Consider the following 14,853-nt stretch of genomic DNA (forward strand, 5'->3'; position numbering starts at 1 on the left):
GCGTAAGCTGGCCGGTCGTGAGTCTTACCATCGGCATCGTCGGCCTGCCCAACGTCGGCAAGAGCACCCTGTTCAACGCGCTGACCAAGAACGACGTGCTCGCGGCGAACTACCCGTTCGCCACCATCGAGCCCAACGTCGGGGTCGTCGGGCTGCCGGACGAGCGGCTGGGCAAGCTCGCCGAGATCTTCTCCTCGCAGAAGGTGCTGCCCGCGCCGGTGTCGTTCGTCGACATCGCCGGCCTGGTCCGGGGCGCCTCCAAGGGGCAGGGCCGGGGCAACGCGTTCCTGGCGAACATCCGCGACGCCTCGGCGATCTGCCAGGTCGTGCGCGCCTTCTCCGACCCGAACGTGGTGCACGTCGACGGCAAGGTCTCCCCGGCCGACGACATCGAGACGATCAACACCGAACTGATCCTCGCCGACCTCCAGACCCTGGAGAAGGCGCTGCCGCGGCTGGAGAAGGAGGCCAAGCTCCGCAAGGACCGGGCCGCCGCGGTCGAGGCGGCGAAGCGGGCGGTCGACGTGCTCGACGGCGGCACCACGCTGTACGCCGGGGCCGCCGCCGCGAAGGTCGAGCTGGAGCACCTGCGCGAGCTGCACCTGCTCACCACCAAGCCCTTCCTCTACGTCTTCAACGTCGACGAGGCCGAGCTGGCCAACGCCGAGTTCCTCGACGAGCTGCGGGCGCTGGTCGCCCCCGCCGAGGCGGTCTTCATGGACGCCAAGATCGAGTCGGAGCTGGTGGACCTTCCCGAGGAGGAGGCCCGTGAGCTGCTGGAGTCGATCGGGCAGAACGAGCCCGGCCTCAACCAGCTCGTCCGGGTCGGCTTCCGCACCCTCGGGCTCCAGACGTACCTGACGGCAGGCCCCAAGGAGGCGCGCGCCTGGACCGTGCCGGTCGGCGCGACCGCGCCGGAGGCCGCGGGCGTCATCCACAGCGACTTCCAGCGCGGCTTCATCAAGGCCGAGGTGGTCTCCTACAACGACCTGGTCGCGGCCGGATCGATGGCGGCGGCGAAGGCCGCCGGCAAGGTCCGGATCGAGGGCAAGGAGTACGTCATGCAGGACGGCGACGTGGTGGAGTTCCGCTTCAACGTCTGAAACCGGCCTGGTTGACAATCCTGGCGCGGTTGCGGGCGGGCATCGCGTCGGCCAGCGCGCGCACCTGGTCGGCCCCACTTCTTATGATCGTCGGCCTAGGATCTCCGCGTGAATCGATTCCTCGCCGCGAGCATCCTGGGTGCCACCCTGCTTCTCGCCGCCTGTACCGAGGAAGAGCCGGCGGCAAGCCGGCCCAGCCCGGACCTTTACAGCCGCAACGGCTGTAGAGGGGTGGCGTACGAGGTGGAGCGGAACAACCACTTCTGGGCACTGAGCCACACCTCGGGCACCCGGGCCAGCCAGTCGACCGATCCTGGTGTCAGCGCCGCTGGCCTGGAGTTGGCAAAGGTCGCGAAGGAGTCCGCCGACCTGGACATGAGCAGCCATGGCAAGGCGGACATGACCCAGGCCGAAGCCCGGATCGCCGACGCTCAGCAGAAGCTGATGACGGCTTGCCGGGAGCTGCTGGGTGAGCCGCCCTGGTAGTGCCCCCCCGGCGGCAGGCCAATCCTTCGTGGGCGCCGTCGTCAGGACCTTCCAGGGCGCGATCGGTGTGAGCTTCGCGGACAAGGGGGCGAGTCAGCTTCTCCGTACCGTGGTCCCGGCTCGAAGCGCCCGCGGGATCTCGGCGACATCGTCGACACGATCCAGCAGCACGGCAAGTTCCTCGACGGACGCGGGTGAGCTCAGCTCGACCTGGTAGGTGATGCCGCTCGATACCCACGTCTGCGTGTCGAAACCTCCCTCAGCTGATACACGTACCCCGTCGATGCGAATGCCGAGTTCGCCTGCCTCCCGGTAGATGTCGTTCACGACGCATCCAGCCGCAGCGAGGTGCAACAGGTGGGCGCCGGTGAAGTCCGCCTCGACCGTGACGCCCTCAGGGGTCCACCGGTGTGGGAACCGGATCGCACCACCAGCATCCGATCTGAACGAGCCGGCGCCGACCACGACTGCACATTGCTCCACCGGTTGCCCCTGTCCGCTTGCCTCACCAGACCGGCTCATTGTGATCCGTCACCAGCATCACCACCAGATTCCGGGACATTCGCTCCTGCCGAGAATCGCTCGGTGGTCGCGATCATGTCGAGCATCATCTGAGGCCACGAGGTCAAGCAGCACCCCTGAGTCGGTTCGGGCTCGCAGACCTTGAGCCGTCGCCGGGCGCGCCTAATACCAAAAAGCTTTGATCACAGCATGTCCCGCTAACGCTGCCCGCCCATAAAAAGTGCGCAGGTCGGTGTGGTAGCCGAGGAAGGTGTCCCGGTCCTCGTCTTCCCACCCGTTCCCCGCGATCTGCCAGCGTTCGTCGAACGAAACGGTCCGGAGGAAGTTGGCCGCACCCCGCACCTCGGCCGGGTTGAGGATGACGAACGGCGGTTGGTCCTTTGTCGGGCTGTGTACGTGACGGCCCCCGAAGATCGGCAGGCTGCTGGCGGCACTTGTAGCGTCGCCCTGGTCCGTGCCCATGGTGTAAAGCTTGTCGAAGCGGCCGAAGTCCTTGCAGATGGAATCGGCGATGCCGGCCGCGTACTCCTCCGGGTGCGCCTCCCAGGCATCCCACATGAAGTCACGCAGCGACGAGAAATCCTCTGGGACCGCGTGGGAGGCCGTGGCGCGCAGGTGCATGTGGAAGCTCACCCGTTGCTACTCCTTGCCTTGGCTACCGGGACGGGTGAGCGGAGCGACTGCGCTGCCCGCTGCCCGCTGCCCGTAGCGGGGGATCTGGTTCACGGGCTCTGAATCTAGTGATGGTCCTGGTGGCGGATTGCGCGGCGACCAGCCATGGCAGACGAGACGCTGTGCGAGCAGGCGTCGGACGCTGTTGCCGCTGGTAGGTACGTCAGCCCTCCGGAGTTCCGCTCCAGCGAATGAATCGGAGAACGTCGGTGCGGTTGCGGCTCGCCTCGACGGGGATGCCGTGGGTCGGCTCCGGTGTCGGTACGCGTTATCGTCCTCGGATGCCCGAGCTGATCGCCCCCACCGTCCGCCTGCATGCCGCCTGGCTCGAGGCGCACGCGGAGTGGGGTCTCGGGTCTCACGAGGATGGCTTCGGGCTGGGCCCGTCCGACGAGGTGGACTCACCGGCCGGGTTCGCGGCCTGGGTGGCGCGGCTGGCAGACCAGTCGGACCCGGCCAAGCCGATCGACGCGGGCGAGCACCGTTGCACGTACCGATGGATCGTCGAGAACGATCGCGTGCTCGGTGGGATCGCGCTGCGGCACGGTAGCAGTGACTACATGCGGTGGGCCGGCCACATCGGTTACGGCATCCGGCCGTCCGCGCGCCGGCGCGGGCTGGCCACCTGGGCGTTGGGTCTGATGCTCGACGAGGCGCGGAGGCTCGGCCTGGATCGGGTGCTGATCGTCTGCGCGGTCGACAATGCCGCCTCGGTGAAGACGATCGAGCGGTGCGGCGGCGTCTTCGAGGGCATCCGGGACACCAGATTCGGCCCCGTCCGGCGTTACTGGATCCAGATTGCCTGACGGGCGTCAGGCGGGCTTCTCCCAGACCGAGACGTGCTGCCGGCTGTCGTGGTGGAACGGCTGCCGGGACCACCCGTCCCACCGGTCGCGCAGGCGCAGCCCGGCCAGCTGAGCCATCAGGTCGAGCTCCGACGGCCACACGTACCGGAAGGGGATCGACCGGTACGACCCGCGGCCGTCGGCGACCCGGACGTAGTTCGAGGTGGTGTTCTGGGTGGCCACGTCGTAGACGTCGTACGCCCAGCCGGTCGGGCTGACCTGGTAGGGCAGCACGGTCTGGCCGTACGGGAGCCGGCGCAGCTCGGGGACCAGCACCTCGATCACGAACCGGCCACCGGGCGCCAGGTGTTCGGCGACGTTGCGGAAGCAGGCCACCTGGGCTTCCTGGCTGGTCAGGTTCATGATCGTGTTGTAGACCAGGTATGCCAGCGAGTACGTCCCGTCGACCCTCGTGGTGGCGAAGTCGCCGATCGTCACGCCGACCGTGTCGCCGCCCGGCTTGGCCCGGAGTCGGCCGACCATCGCCCGGGACAGTTCGATGCCGTGCACCGGTACGCCTCGGGCGGTGAGCGGCAGCGCGATGCGCCCGGTGCCGATGCCCAGTTCGAGGGCGGGACCCTCGCCGGCCAGTTCCGCCAGCACGTCGACCGCCACCGCCACGACGTCGGGGTCGAACATCTCCGACGTCGAATCGTCGTAGGTGGCTGCCACGTCCGCGCCGAAGTATCCGTCCGTGTCCCGCATCGCCGGACCGTACCGTGGCATTCCCCGCCGGCACCCCCGATTTACCGGTCGGTGCCCGACCTCGCCCGGCAGTATTCCGGACGACGCGGCGCGGTGGTGTGGAATACCGTACCGGCGTGGTGACCCTGAGGCTCGAGCCGATGACCGACCAGCAGTACCTCCGGTACCGAAAGCGGGCCGAGTCGGAGTACGCGCGGAACATCGCCGACTCGGGAGCGATGCCGTTGCCGGAGGCCGAGGCCAAGGCGCGCAAGGACTACGAGCGACTGCTCCCCGATGGCCTGGCCACGCCGGGTCAGGAACTGTGGACGGCGTACGACGGCGACGACGAGGTCGGCATGCTCTGGCTCCAGATCGAGCAGAAGTCCGACGGCCCGCACGCCTTCGGCTACGACTTCGAGGTGCGCGAGGAACTGCGCCGCAAGGGCTACGGCCGGGAGATCGCGCAGGCCGCCGTGGAGCTGTGCCGGGCGCGGGGCGTGCGCTCCATCGGGCTGAGCGTCTTCGGCTTCAACCACGGGGCCCGCGCCCTCTACGAAGAGCTGGGCTTCGAGGTCACCACCATCCAGATGACCAAGCGGCTGTAGCCGGGTGCGGGTGCAGTTCTTGTCGCTGGGGCGGCAACAGATGCACCCGCAAGCCCGCGCGCGGTGGCCGGTGAGGCCGCTACTGGCCGAACGTGCGGCGCAGGTTGCTGTTGATCAGTTGGTTGAGGCGCTTGCGCAGGTGGCCGAGGAGCGAAGCGTCGGGCATAGGCTCCGCGACGAAGAGAGTCCAGCGCAGGTCGGTGCCGTAGGTGCCGTCGGAGGGCAGGTCGAACCGGACGAGCGCGTCCGGCCGCTTCGGCCAGAGGGACGACCAGACGACGAGGTGCGGCTGCTCCGCGCGGACCGCCTGCGGGTGTTGCTCGTCGTCCAGGAGCAGCAGCCATGGGCGGGCCGGATCGCGGTGCGGCTGGATGAGCGCCTCGAAGAGCACGTGCGGTGGCGCGGGCTGATTCCGCTTCCGGCTGCCGGCTTCGAGCACGCCTCAGGCTAGCGCCGGCCCCGGGAGATCTTTGATTCGGCGTTTGTGGAGAGTTGTCGTCGCCGGGACAGCAACAACTCTCCACGATCCACATGCTCACCGCTGCGGGCGGGTCAGCTCCACCTCGTCGCCGGGCAGGACCTCGACGTCACCCTTCGCGTCGCGGACCTCCAGCACCGGTACGCCCTCATCGAGCTGCATCTCCCGGCGCTCCCTGCCGCTCGGCATCCGGGCGACGACCGACGCGCCCGGCCCCAGTTCCACCTGCCGCCGCTGCGGCGTCTGCCGGACATGGCTGCCGTGCCCGCGCACCGTGTTCACGAGCCCCTCGGAGCGCAGCAGCGAGATCGACATTCGGACCGCTTCCCGTCCGACGCCGTGCTCCTGGGTCATTCGCGCCTCGCTGGGGAGGGCCGAGCCCGGTGGGAACTCACCCGACTCGATCTGCTGGCGCAGGATGTCGGCGAGCTGCACATAGACCGGGGTGTGCGAGCGCGGATCGATGGTCATGGCGTGCAGCCTTGTTTCCCCGTGACCCCTGACTGGTTGTGCCCCCAAGCCCCTGCCCGTATAGTCGCAGTCACGGTCGGTGCGCGGGCGGAAACGCAGATCTGCGCCGGCCGCCCTGAGCAGCCCTGCTGCCGTACCGCTGATCGGAGCTGCGGTGGCAGGGCGGGGTGGTCGGCCCGCACGCGGCGGGCGGGCGCGGCCACCCCTTCCAATCCGTACGCAGAGAGGTGGAGCGCGGCGTGCGTGCCTTCTTCCGTCGGTCGGGCGGCAACCAGCGACCAGCCCGGACCGGCCTGGCCGGAGCCAACTACCGCTCCTCGGCGTACCTCCCGTTGTTGCCCTGGCAGGTGCGGGAGCGACGGTTCCGGCAGGCCCGGCGTGGCCTGGACCCGGCGGAGGTGCAGGCGTTCCTCGACCGGGTGGCGGGCGACCTCGACGTCGCCTACCGGGCGCTGCGCGAGAGCCGGACGGAGACGGCGCGGATCAAGGACGCGTTGCGGCGTTGGCAGTCCGAGCAGGCGGCCCGGCGGTGAGGGCGGACCGGGAGCGGTACGTCGTCCACCTGCCGGTCCTCGCCACCGACCTCGCCGGCGCGACCCGGCTCGCCCGGGTGGTGGCCCGCTGGGCTAGCCTCCTGGCCGCCACCGACGCGGGGGAGACCACCGTGTCGGCCGAGGACGAGCAGGGCGTACGCCATCGGGTCTTCTGTGACCTCCGGATGCCCGGCGGCCGGCGCTGCCTGCTCCGGGCTGACCACGACGGCCCGTGCGCCCGGCGGTGACCGGGGGAGTCGCTCAGCCGGCGGCGGGCCGGCGGGCGAGCAGGTACCCGCGTCGGGTCTCCGCCTCCGCCGGGTAGGGGGCCCGTTCGAGCTTCGCCTCCACCGGCAGGCCCGCCGCCCGCAACGCCGCCTCGACGACGTCGATGGAGTGGAAGTGGAAGTCCACGTCGACAGGGTGCCCCCACCACTCGGTCAGGGTGCGCACCTCCGCGCCCAGGTGGAACGCGACCAGCAGCGGACCACCCGGCAGCAGCACCCGGCGCATCTCGGCGAACGCCGCCGGCAGCTCGTCGCCCCGCAGGTGGATGATCGAGTAGAGCGCTACCGCCGCCCCGAACTCGCCGTCCGCCGCCGGCAGCGCCAGCAGGTCGCCCTCCCGGAACTCCAGCCCGGGGTACGCCCGCCGCCCCGCCGCCACCATCGCGGGGGAGAGGTCGATCCCGACCACCTGTGCCCCTCGGTCGGACAACCAGGCGGCGACGTGTCCCGGCCCGCACCCCAGGTCGACGACGGGCGCACCCGGGGCGGCCTGTTCGAACAGCGCGGCGAGCAGCGCTCGGTCCAGTGGCTTGTGGTCCAGTTCGTCGCCGATCCGGTCCTGGTACTCGCCGGCGACCGTGTCGTAGCTGCGTCGGACCCGGTCGCGTTCTCCCACCACGGACATGGCGCCCAGCCTGCCACCGCCGGGCCGGTCGCGGGTGCCGGGCCGGCTCAGGAGATGTGATGGAGGATCACGTTGTGCACGTGGTGGCTCTTCTGCGCGCCCCGGAACTCCACCTCGTAGGTGTGTGTCCCGACGTGGATGGCGATCGCGCCGGTGGAGAAGAACGACCCGCCCCACGACTTGTTGCTGACCACACTCACGCTGGTGATTCTCGCGTACGGGATGCTGGTGATGGCGTGCCGCTTGCCGACGAAGGACCGGTCCTGAATGATCACCCGCCGGTTGGTGAGGCCGATGAAGCCGGTGCCGGTGCCCACGGCGTCGTAGACGGCGATGATCTGCTCGCCGTCGAGCAGTCCACTCTGGATCTGCTGGAACTGCTCCTTGCGGTCGTACGTCGCATTGGCCATGCGCCTCACGGTAGGAAGCGCCCGCCAGTCCGGACGGCGCCCCGGCGGTCGCTCGGGTGGACTAGTCTCCCGTTGCCCGTCGAAAAGTGGGCAACGGGGGAGGAACGCGGCGTGACCAGGGACCGGGCCGATTCGCAGCCGACCGAGCGGGCGCGGCGGGACGTACCGCCGCCTCCGCCGGGTGTGATGGAGGTCGCCTCGGACGGGTGGGAGCCGTGGGCGGGGTCCGGGCCGCCGCGCGGCCGGATGAGCCGGCTCGCGGTCGCCACCTTCCTGCTCGGCCTGCTCGGTGGCGTGCTGGCACCCCTCGTCGGTGTCGTCGCGCTGGTCCGGATCCGGCGGACCGGGCAGCGCGGCCGGGGCCTCGTCGTAGCCGGCCTGGTCCTGTTCGGAGTGTGGGTGCTCGCCGCGGTGCTGGTCCTGACCGTCGTGGCGCCCCGGCCCGACCCGGAGGGGGGTCTCCGGGGGCTGCGGGTGGGTGAATGCTTCCGCACCCCCTCGGCCCCTCCGGGTACGCAGACCGCGCCGGAGCGGGTCACCGAGGTGCCCTGCGCCGGGCCGCACGACGGGGAGCTGGTGGACGACTTCCCGGCCTACGAGCGCTACCCGGACGAGCGGTACCCGGGCAGCGCCGCGCTCTCCCGGCGGGCGGAGACGCGGTGCGCCCAGCGGCAGCGCGGGTACGTCCTCGACCCGCTCGCGCTCCCCACCGACGTCCGGCTGCGCTGGTACGTCCCGAGCCGGATCGGATGGCGGACGGATCCCCGGATCACCTGCTACCTGACCGGTGGGGCCACCCCGCTGACCCGGCCGCTGCGGGCGGACGCCACGGTCCTCCGCCCCGAGCAGCTCGCCTACCTGGCCGCCGTGCGGGACTACACCGAGGCGCGGGCGGACCTCGTCGGCCAGGCTCAGACGGCCACGCCGGAGGCGCTGCGGGACGCGTTGAAGCGAACGGAGGAGGCGCACACCCGGATGTGGTTCCGGTTGCGCGGCGAGACCTGGCCGGCGTCGGCGCGGCCGGCGATCGACGGGCTGCTCGCGGAGATGGAGCAGGCCGAGCCGTCCTGGCGGGACGCCGACCGGGCGACCGACCGGGCCGCCCTGCTGAAGTTGGTGGCACAGATCGAACGGCACCCGGACGCGCGGACCGAGCTGGCCGTACGCCAGGCCCTCGGCCTGCCCACCGCGCAGGGCGAACCGGTCCGGTGACACGGCGGAGCCCCGCCACCCGGATCGGGCGGCGGGGCTCGATGGTGCTGCGGGTCAGCGGCTGGTGCGCGGGTCGTTGTCCCGGGTGCGGCTGCCGGCCTTGGCCAGGCCGCGGCTGATCAGGTAACCGATGGTCAGCAGGGTGATGAACCACCAGGCCTTGTCGGCCGCGAAGTAGTCGCCGCCGTTGTTCGCCGCGCCGTCACCGACGGCGTTCGAGGCGATCAGCACACCGATGACGGAGAGCAGGTAGACGGCCAGCTCGGTGGTCTTCCACGAGGGCTTGGTCTCGTCGCCGTGGTGGTGCACCGGCCGGACGTCGTGGCCCACGTGGTCATGGCCCACGTGGTCGACGTGGTCGGTCACGTGGGTGGTGGCGTTGCTCGTCGACGCGGTCATCTTCAGCTCCAAAAGGTCAGACTTCGTATGGTTAATCCATAGGCGGGGTTGTTGTTCCCTTCCGCGTCGCAATTCCTACCCTGGCGCCGATTGGGCGAAACCAAGATTCTCAGCAAACTCGCAGGAGAGCGCTACCCTGCGTGACGTACTGACCACTCGGTCGGTCTCGCGAAGGATGATCCGGGGAGCGCGCCGCGCGCCGCGCGGTCCTAGGCTGAGGCGACGGAGACGATCCGCCGACGGGGAACGGGGGTGACGATGGGCCCGCACACGCTCGACGCGACCCCGGCGGAAAGAGCCCGGATCGGCTGTGGCCTGGCTCAGACCCCGGTGACCGCGCGGTACGCGTCCTCGATGCGGGCGGCCAGCAGGACCTCGCCCTCGGTGAGTGGCTCACCGTCGTCGTGGCCGAGCCGGATCTGGGTCTCCGAGTCCCGGCGGCTGATCTCCGGGCGGAGCCGCAGCGCGTCGGCGACCACCGCCACCCGCTCGGTCAGTGCCGCGTGCTGGGTGTCGTCAATGATCATGGTGCGACGGATCTGCTCACCCTCCCGGGTCCAGCCCGTGAGAAGAGTGAGCGCATCGCTGAGGTAGTCGTGCTTCGCCCGACTGTTGAACAGCGCGCGCATCACCGCACCTCCCAGGCGCCGTTGCCGGCTTGTGGCCAAATCGTCGCCGTCCCGTGTCCTCGTGGTGTTACCCAGTCTGTCGGCCGAGGGGCGATGTGTCCACGCCCACACTTCCTGGTCTTCCTGACCTAGCGGCCGGGTCAGGTACCCAAACCGACGATTGATCTGGCACGCTGGACGCCCGTGCAGACCGAACGGGTAAGCGGTAACGGGCAGGCCGAACGGCGGGAGCCGAAGGTCGTTGTCGGCGCGGCGATCATCAGCGACGGGCGCGTGCTGGCCTGCGCGCGCACCGCCCCGCCCGAGGTGGCCGGGATGTTCGAGTTCCCCGGCGGCAAGGTCGAGCCGGGGGAGAGCGAGACCGCCGCGTTGGCCCGCGAGTGCGTCGAGGAACTCGCCGTACGCGTCGAGATCGGCGACCGGGTCGGCCGGGACGTCCGGATGGCGCACGGCCGCTCGGTGCTCAGGGTGTACGCGGCCCGGCTGCTGCACGGCGACCAGCCGCGGGCGCTGGAACACTCCGCGATGCGCTGGCTCTCCGCCGCCGAACTCGACACGGTGACCTGGCTCCCCGCCGACGCTCCCATCGTGGCCGCCCTCCGCCCCCTGCTCCAGACGCCCGCCCGCTGACCTTCGCCGCCGCGGCCGCCTCATGAGCAACGAGTGGGACCCGGCCGGGGAAGCGGATGCGGGGGTGGAAAGGTGACGGGGGCCGGCGGCTTGCGCCGCGGCCCCCGTCAACATCGTCGTACCGCTCAGTGCTTCTCGTCCTGGCTCGGGTGAGCGAAGTTGAGGTGCTCCGGCGGCAGCGGGAAGGTGACGTCGTCGCCGAACGGGGACGGGGCCGCCGCCCGGTCGAAGGTGAGCTCCGTGAGCGGGAGCTTGCCGCGGTCGTCGACCGCCGGGGCGGTCGGGTGCGGCACCTCGCGGTGCCAGTTCACGCCCTGCTGCGCCTGGGTCTCCGCGCGGGGGTCGTGCGAACCGCCGGCGTGCGAGTGGACGCCAGCCTGATGAGCGCCGCTGTGCACCACGGACTCCTTCCCCGCGCTGCCCGCGGTGCTCTGGGGCGTGTCACCCCGACGGAAGATCTTGCTACCAAGCCACACGAGGGGATCGTACCTGCGGTCGACGACCCGCTCCTTCATGGGGATGATCCCATTGTCAGTGATCTTGATGTGCTCGGGGCAGACCTCCGTGCAGCACTTGGTGATGTTGCAGAAGCCGAGCCCCTGCTCCTGCTGCGCGTACTCCTTGCGGTCGGTCTTCGCGTCCAGCGGGTGCATGTCCAGCTCGGCGGCCCGGATGAAGAAGCGCGGCCCGGAGAAGGCCTGCTTGTTCTCCTCGTGGTCGCGGATCACGTGGCAGACGTTCTGACACAGGAAGCACTCGATGCACTTGCGGAACTCCTGCGAGCGCTCCACGTCGACCTGCTGCATCCGGTACTCGCCCGGCGCCACCCCCGGCGGGGGCGCGAACGCCGGCGTCTCCCGGGCCTTCTCGTAGTTGAACGAGACGTCGGTGACCAGGTCCCGGATCACCGGGAAGGTGCGCAGCGGGGTGACCGTGACGGTCTCGGCCTCCTCGAAGGTCGACATCCGAGTCATGCAGCTCAGCCGCGGCTTGCCGTTGATCTCCATCGAGCAGGAGCCGCACTTGCCGGCCTTGCAGTTCCACCGGCAGGCCAGATCCGGCGCGTCGGTGGCCTGGAGCCGGTGGATGACGTCGAGGACCACCTCGCCCTCGTTCACCTCGACGGTGTAGTCCTGCAGGTCGCCGCCGGTCTCGTCGCCCCGCCAGATGCGGAACTCACGCTTGGTTCCCATTACTTGCCCGCCTCCTCAGCGAGGGCGTCGAACTCCGCGAGCTCCTCGTCGGTCAGGTACTTGGCCAGCTCGGTGCGGTCGAAGAGCCCGATCAGCTCGGCCCGCATCCGCGGCAGCGGCTTGTGCTCCAGGCGTACGGTGTCGCCGTCCAGCGCGCAGACCAGGTTCACCCGGCGCCACTTCGGGTCCATCGCCGGGAAGTCCTCCCGGGTGTGCCCGCCGCGCGACTCCTGCCGCTCCAGCGCCGCCTTAGCGGTGCACTCCGAGACCACCAGCATGTTGCGCAGGTCCAGGGCCAGGTGCCAGCCCGGGTTGTAGCGCCGGCCGCCGGCCGCGCTCACCTTCGCCACCCGCTCGCGCAGCTCCGCCAGCCGCGCCAGTGCGTCCGCCAGCTCACCCTCCCGCCGGATGATGCCGACCAGATCTCCCATCACCGCCTGGAGGTCCTGCTGGAGGGTGTACGGGCTCTCGCCGGTGTCCCGCTGCAACGGCGCCAGGGCCGTCTCCACCGCGGTCTCCACCGCGCCGACCGGCACCTTCGGGCGCGAGGTCAACTGATCGGCGTACGTCGCCGCGTGTCCGCCGGCCCGCTTGCCGAAGACCAGCAGGTCCGACAGGGAGTTGCCGCCGAGCCGGTTGGAGCCGTGCATGCCGCCGGAGACCTCACCGGCGGCGAAGAGCCCACGCACGGTGCCGTACGCGGCGCCCGAGTCCGGGTCCACCTCCACGCCACCCATCACGTAGTGGCAGGTCGGCCCGACCTCCATCGGCTCGGCGGTGATGTCGACGTCGGCCAGCTCCTTGAACTGGTGGTACATCGACGGCAGCCGGCGGCGGATCTCCTCGGCCGAACGCCGGGAGGCGATGTCCAGGTAGACGCCGCCCGCGGGCGTACCCCGGCCGGCCTTGACCTCGCTGTTGATCGCGCGGGCGACCTCGTCGCGGGGGAGCAGCTCCGGCGGGCGCCGGTTGTTGTCCGGGTCGGTGTACCAGCGGTCCGCCTCCTCCTCGGTCTCCGCGTACTGCTTGCGGAAGACGTCGGGGACGTAGTCGAACATGAACCGCTTGCCCTCGGAGTTCTTCAGCACGCCGCCGTCACCGCGGACCGACTCGGTGACCAGGATGCCCTTCACCGAGGGCGGCCAGACCATGCCGGTCGGGTGGAACTGGAGGAACTCCATATTGATCAGCGTCGCCCCGGCGCGCAGCGCGAGGGCGTGCCCGTCACCCGTGTACTCCCAGGAGTTCGAGGTGACCTTGTAGGACCGGCCGACCCCACCGGTGGCCAGCACCACCGCCGGCGCCTCGAAGAGGACGAACTCCCCGGACTCCCGGTAGTAGCCGAACGCGCCGGCGACCCGGTCCCCGTCGAGCAGCAGCTCGGTCACGGTGGTCTCGGCGAAGACCTTGATCCGGGCCTCGTAGTCGCCGTGGTCGCGCTTGTCCTCCTGCTGGAGGGAGACGATCTTCTGCTGGAGGGTGCGGATCAGCTCCAGGCCGGTCCGGTCGCCCACGTGCGCCAGCCGCGGGTACTCGTGGCCGCCGAAGTTGCGCTGGGAGATCTTGCCGTCCTTGGTGCGGTCGAAGAGCGCCCCGTACGTCTCCAGCTCCCAGATCCGGTGCGGCGACTCCTTCGCGTGCAGCTCGGCCATCCGGAAGTTGTTGAGGAACTTGCCGCCGCGCATGGTGTCCCGGAAGTGCACCTGCCAGCTGTCCCGGCTGTTCGCGTTCCCCATGGCGGCCGCCGCGCCGCCCTCGGCCATCACGGTGTGTGCCTTGCCGAAGAGCGACTTGGAGATGATCGCGGTCTTCTTGCCGGCGAGCCGGGCCTCGATCGCCGCGCGCAGGCCGGCGCCGCCGGCCCCGATCACGACGACGTCGTAGTGGTGTCGTTCGATGCGAGTGGTAGTCGTCATGTCCGGGCGCCCTCTAGTTGATGAACCGCAGGTCGTTGAACCAGCCGGCGGCGACGGCCATCACGTAGAAGTCCGTGAGGGCCAGGGTGCCGAGGGTGATCCAGGCGAGCTGCATGTGCCGGACGTTCAACCAGGACACCCCCGTCCACGCCTTGTAGCGCACCGGGTGCTTCGAGAAGTGCTTCAGGCGGCCGCCGATGATGTGCCGGCAGGAGTGGCAGGAGATGGTGTACGCCCAGAGCATCACCACGTTGACGAGCAGGACGATGTTGCCCAGCCCGAACCCGAAGCCCTTGGGCGAGTGGAACGCGTAGATCGCGTCGTACGTGTTGATCAGCGAGATGATGGCGGCGGCGTAGAAGAAGTAGCGGTGCAGGTTCTGCCCGAGCAGCGGGAACCGGGTCTCGCCGCCGTAGGACTTGTGCCCGTCCGGAACGGCGCAGGCCGGCGGCGAGAGCCAGAACGACCGGTAGTACGCCTTGCGGTAGTAGTAGCAGGTCAGCCGGAACAGCAGCAGGAACGGCAGGGTCAGCGCCGCGTCCGGGATGATCCACCAGCCGGGCAGGAAACTGCCGAAGTGCGAGGAGCCCTCGGTGCACCGCTCGGTCACGCAGGGGGAGTAGAACGGGGTCAGGTAGTGGTACGCGTCGACCCAGTACCACTTGTGCATGAAGACCCGGACCGTCGCGTACGCCACCCAGGCGCTGAGTCCGATGACGGTGATCAGCGGGGCGAACCACCACCGGTCCGTACGCAACGTCTTCGCCGCGATCGCGGCGCGCGCCCGCGCCCCCCGCGGCTTCGTTGCCGTTGATGTCATTCCAGTCGTCTCCCTGACGGGGCCCTCGCGGGCGGCGGATCACGTTCCGGTCGGTCAGCGGACCGGTGGGACTGAGGTCCACTGCCACGTCTTTGCGCACACCAACGACCGCGCCGGCGAGACGGCGCAGCTAAGTGACACACGTTACGCCGATCTTCACGGCCAGGCCGCGCAACGCAGTGTCCCGTGTGTCCCGCAGGTTGGAAAGACCCGAACCATGATCAATATTTGGGAGCGATGGGTCGGACGGCGCAGCATGTGGTCGGCGGCGCTACGAACTTGATGGCAAGAACGAATCACGCTTCCGGTGAGCGTGGAACGGGGCCGCTG

The 14,853-nt window shown here is 70.0% G+C and carries 20 protein-coding genes; 8 read left to right on the forward strand and 12 right to left on the reverse strand.

The genetic code is table 11. From position 1 onward, the window contains the following. The first annotated feature begins 17 nt into the window (after positions 1-17). Together ychF and AC5RWQ_RS27905 are read left to right on the forward strand one after the other, a co-directional pair. Positions 18-1,103 carry a redox-regulated ATPase YchF gene (gene ychF, locus AC5RWQ_RS27900; protein WP_334492068.1) on the forward strand — a complete coding sequence of 362 codons (1,086 nt, stop codon included), beginning with the start codon at positions 18-20 and terminating at the stop codon, positions 1,101-1,103. A gap of 108 nt (positions 1,104-1,211) precedes the next feature. Then, positions 1,212-1,589, forward strand: a complete 378-nt coding sequence (locus AC5RWQ_RS27905; RefSeq protein ID WP_494285611.1) for a hypothetical protein — start codon at positions 1,212-1,214, stop codon at positions 1,587-1,589. A 93-nt stretch (positions 1,590-1,682) separates the two neighbouring features. On the opposite strand, the gene AC5RWQ_RS27910 is transcribed toward AC5RWQ_RS27905, so the two are convergent. Next, positions 1,683-2,111: an OsmC family protein gene (locus tag AC5RWQ_RS27910; protein ID WP_494285612.1), complete on the reverse strand. Its 429-nt coding sequence runs from the start codon at positions 2,109-2,111 to the stop codon at positions 1,683-1,685. A 162-nt stretch (positions 2,112-2,273) separates the two neighbouring features. Then, complete coding sequence (locus AC5RWQ_RS27915) at positions 2,274-2,744, reverse strand: DUF1877 family protein (protein WP_494285613.1); 471 nt, start codon at positions 2,742-2,744, stop codon at positions 2,274-2,276. 320 nt (positions 2,745-3,064) lie between these two features. Between AC5RWQ_RS27915 and AC5RWQ_RS27920 the strand changes: the two genes are divergently transcribed. After that, positions 3,065-3,589 (forward strand): GNAT family N-acetyltransferase, encoded by a 525-nt coding sequence (locus AC5RWQ_RS27920; RefSeq protein ID WP_494285614.1) that lies wholly within the window; start codon positions 3,065-3,067, stop codon positions 3,587-3,589. A gap of 6 nt (positions 3,590-3,595) precedes the next feature. Here the strand turns inward: AC5RWQ_RS27920 and AC5RWQ_RS27925 are convergent, their stop codons facing one another. Continuing rightward, positions 3,596-4,333: a class I SAM-dependent DNA methyltransferase gene (locus tag AC5RWQ_RS27925; RefSeq protein WP_494285615.1), complete on the reverse strand. Its 738-nt coding sequence runs from the start codon at positions 4,331-4,333 to the stop codon at positions 3,596-3,598. Positions 4,334-4,449: 116 nt separating this feature from the next. Between AC5RWQ_RS27925 and AC5RWQ_RS27930 the strand changes: the two genes are divergently transcribed. Beyond that, positions 4,450-4,920 carry a GNAT family N-acetyltransferase gene (locus tag AC5RWQ_RS27930; RefSeq protein WP_494285616.1) on the forward strand — a complete coding sequence of 157 codons (471 nt, stop codon included), beginning with the start codon at positions 4,450-4,452 and terminating at the stop codon, positions 4,918-4,920. A 79-nt stretch (positions 4,921-4,999) separates the two neighbouring features. Here the strand turns inward: AC5RWQ_RS27930 and AC5RWQ_RS27935 are convergent, their stop codons facing one another. Both AC5RWQ_RS27935 and AC5RWQ_RS27940 read right to left on the reverse strand, forming a co-directional pair. Beyond that, entirely contained in the window at positions 5,000-5,359 is a 360-nt protein-coding gene (locus tag AC5RWQ_RS27935; RefSeq protein WP_494285617.1) for a hypothetical protein, read from the reverse strand. Positions 5,360-5,455: 96 nt separating this feature from the next. Continuing rightward, positions 5,456-5,869, reverse strand: a complete 414-nt coding sequence (locus tag AC5RWQ_RS27940) for a GntR family transcriptional regulator (protein ID WP_494285618.1) — start codon at positions 5,867-5,869, stop codon at positions 5,456-5,458. Between the two features lie 239 nt (positions 5,870-6,108). On the opposite strand from AC5RWQ_RS27940, the gene AC5RWQ_RS27945 reads away from it, so the two are divergent. After that, positions 6,109-6,402 (forward strand): DivIVA domain-containing protein, encoded by a 294-nt coding sequence (locus tag AC5RWQ_RS27945; RefSeq protein WP_494285619.1) that lies wholly within the window; start codon positions 6,109-6,111, stop codon positions 6,400-6,402. Next, positions 6,399-6,650: a hypothetical protein gene (locus AC5RWQ_RS27950; protein WP_494285620.1), complete on the forward strand. Its 252-nt coding sequence runs from the start codon at positions 6,399-6,401 to the stop codon at positions 6,648-6,650. The genes AC5RWQ_RS27945 and AC5RWQ_RS27950 overlap by 4 nt, the downstream gene beginning before the upstream one ends. Before the next feature lie 13 nt (positions 6,651-6,663). On the opposite strand, the gene AC5RWQ_RS27955 is transcribed toward AC5RWQ_RS27950, so the two are convergent. Both AC5RWQ_RS27955 and AC5RWQ_RS27960 read right to left on the reverse strand, forming a co-directional pair. Continuing rightward, positions 6,664-7,314, reverse strand: a complete 651-nt coding sequence (locus AC5RWQ_RS27955) for a class I SAM-dependent methyltransferase (protein WP_494285621.1) — start codon at positions 7,312-7,314, stop codon at positions 6,664-6,666. Between the two features lie 47 nt (positions 7,315-7,361). Continuing rightward, a complete protein-coding gene (locus AC5RWQ_RS27960) occupies positions 7,362-7,724 on the reverse strand; it encodes a PH domain-containing protein (RefSeq protein ID WP_494285622.1) in 363 nt (120 codons plus the stop codon). A gap of 111 nt (positions 7,725-7,835) precedes the next feature. Here AC5RWQ_RS27960 and AC5RWQ_RS27965 point away from each other — a divergent pair, with 111 nt between their 5' ends. Then, positions 7,836-8,936 carry a DUF4190 domain-containing protein gene (locus tag AC5RWQ_RS27965; protein ID WP_494285623.1) on the forward strand — a complete coding sequence of 367 codons (1,101 nt, stop codon included), beginning with the start codon at positions 7,836-7,838 and terminating at the stop codon, positions 8,934-8,936. Positions 8,937-8,990: 54 nt separating this feature from the next. Here the strand turns inward: AC5RWQ_RS27965 and AC5RWQ_RS27970 are convergent, their stop codons facing one another. Both AC5RWQ_RS27970 and AC5RWQ_RS27975 read right to left on the reverse strand, forming a co-directional pair. Further along, positions 8,991-9,335, reverse strand: a complete 345-nt coding sequence (locus tag AC5RWQ_RS27970; protein ID WP_494285624.1) for a hypothetical protein — start codon at positions 9,333-9,335, stop codon at positions 8,991-8,993. Between the two features lie 320 nt (positions 9,336-9,655). Then, positions 9,656-9,964, reverse strand: coding sequence for a 4a-hydroxytetrahydrobiopterin dehydratase (locus AC5RWQ_RS27975; RefSeq protein WP_494285625.1), 309 nt, complete (start codon positions 9,962-9,964; stop codon positions 9,656-9,658). Positions 9,965-10,147: 183 nt separating this feature from the next. Here AC5RWQ_RS27975 and AC5RWQ_RS27980 point away from each other — a divergent pair, with 183 nt between their 5' ends. Next, positions 10,148-10,594, forward strand: coding sequence for a (deoxy)nucleoside triphosphate pyrophosphohydrolase (locus AC5RWQ_RS27980; protein ID WP_494285626.1), 447 nt, complete (start codon positions 10,148-10,150; stop codon positions 10,592-10,594). Between the two features lie 125 nt (positions 10,595-10,719). Here AC5RWQ_RS27980 and AC5RWQ_RS27985 read toward each other — a convergent pair whose 3' ends face one another. The 3 genes from AC5RWQ_RS27985 to sdhC are packed head-to-tail and all read right to left on the reverse strand — an operon-like array spanning position 10,720 to position 14,523. Continuing rightward, a complete protein-coding gene (locus tag AC5RWQ_RS27985) occupies positions 10,720-11,787 on the reverse strand; it encodes a succinate dehydrogenase/fumarate reductase iron-sulfur subunit (protein ID WP_494285627.1) in 1,068 nt (355 codons plus the stop codon). Then, on the reverse strand, positions 11,787-13,703 hold the full coding sequence (locus AC5RWQ_RS27990) for a fumarate reductase/succinate dehydrogenase flavoprotein subunit (protein ID WP_494285628.1): 1,917 nt from the start codon (positions 13,701-13,703) through the stop codon (positions 11,787-11,789). Before AC5RWQ_RS27990 ends, AC5RWQ_RS27985 begins: the two co-directional genes overlap by 1 nt. A 13-nt stretch (positions 13,704-13,716) precedes the next feature. Continuing rightward, positions 13,717-14,523, reverse strand: a complete 807-nt coding sequence (sdhC, locus tag AC5RWQ_RS27995) for a succinate dehydrogenase subunit SdhC (RefSeq protein WP_494285629.1) — start codon at positions 14,521-14,523, stop codon at positions 13,717-13,719. Positions 14,524-14,853 lie beyond the last annotated feature (330 nt).

This window comes from Micromonospora sp. BS32 (assembly GCF_059089345.1).

Bases quoted from the DNA above. Each gene is read 5' to 3' on its own strand.
- AC5RWQ_RS27925 (WP_494285615.1), bottom strand. From the start codon at position 4,333: ATGCGGGACACGGACGGATACTTCGGCGCGGACGTGGCAGCCACCTAC.
- AC5RWQ_RS27910 (WP_494285612.1), bottom strand. From the start codon at position 2,111: ATGAGCCGGTCTGGTGAGGCAAGCGGACAGGGGCAACCGGTGGAGCAA.
- AC5RWQ_RS27940 (WP_494285618.1), bottom strand. From the start codon at position 5,869: ATGACCATCGATCCGCGCTCGCACACCCCGGTCTATGTGCAGCTCGCC.
- sdhC (WP_494285629.1), bottom strand. From the start codon at position 14,523: ATGACATCAACGGCAACGAAGCCGCGGGGGGCGCGGGCGCGCGCCGCG.
- AC5RWQ_RS27975 (WP_494285625.1), bottom strand. From the start codon at position 9,964: ATGCGCGCGCTGTTCAACAGTCGGGCGAAGCACGACTACCTCAGCGAT.
- AC5RWQ_RS27920 (WP_494285614.1), top strand. From the start codon at position 3,065: ATGCCCGAGCTGATCGCCCCCACCGTCCGCCTGCATGCCGCCTGGCTC.
- AC5RWQ_RS27985 (WP_494285627.1), bottom strand. From the start codon at position 11,787: ATGGGAACCAAGCGTGAGTTCCGCATCTGGCGGGGCGACGAGACCGGC.
- AC5RWQ_RS27970 (WP_494285624.1), bottom strand. From the start codon at position 9,335: ATGACCGCGTCGACGAGCAACGCCACCACCCACGTGACCGACCACGTC.
- AC5RWQ_RS27990 (WP_494285628.1), bottom strand. From the start codon at position 13,703: ATGACGACTACCACTCGCATCGAACGACACCACTACGACGTCGTCGTG.
- AC5RWQ_RS27960 (WP_494285622.1), bottom strand. From the start codon at position 7,724: ATGGCCAATGCGACGTACGACCGCAAGGAGCAGTTCCAGCAGATCCAG.
- AC5RWQ_RS27955 (WP_494285621.1), bottom strand. From the start codon at position 7,314: ATGTCCGTGGTGGGAGAACGCGACCGGGTCCGACGCAGCTACGACACG.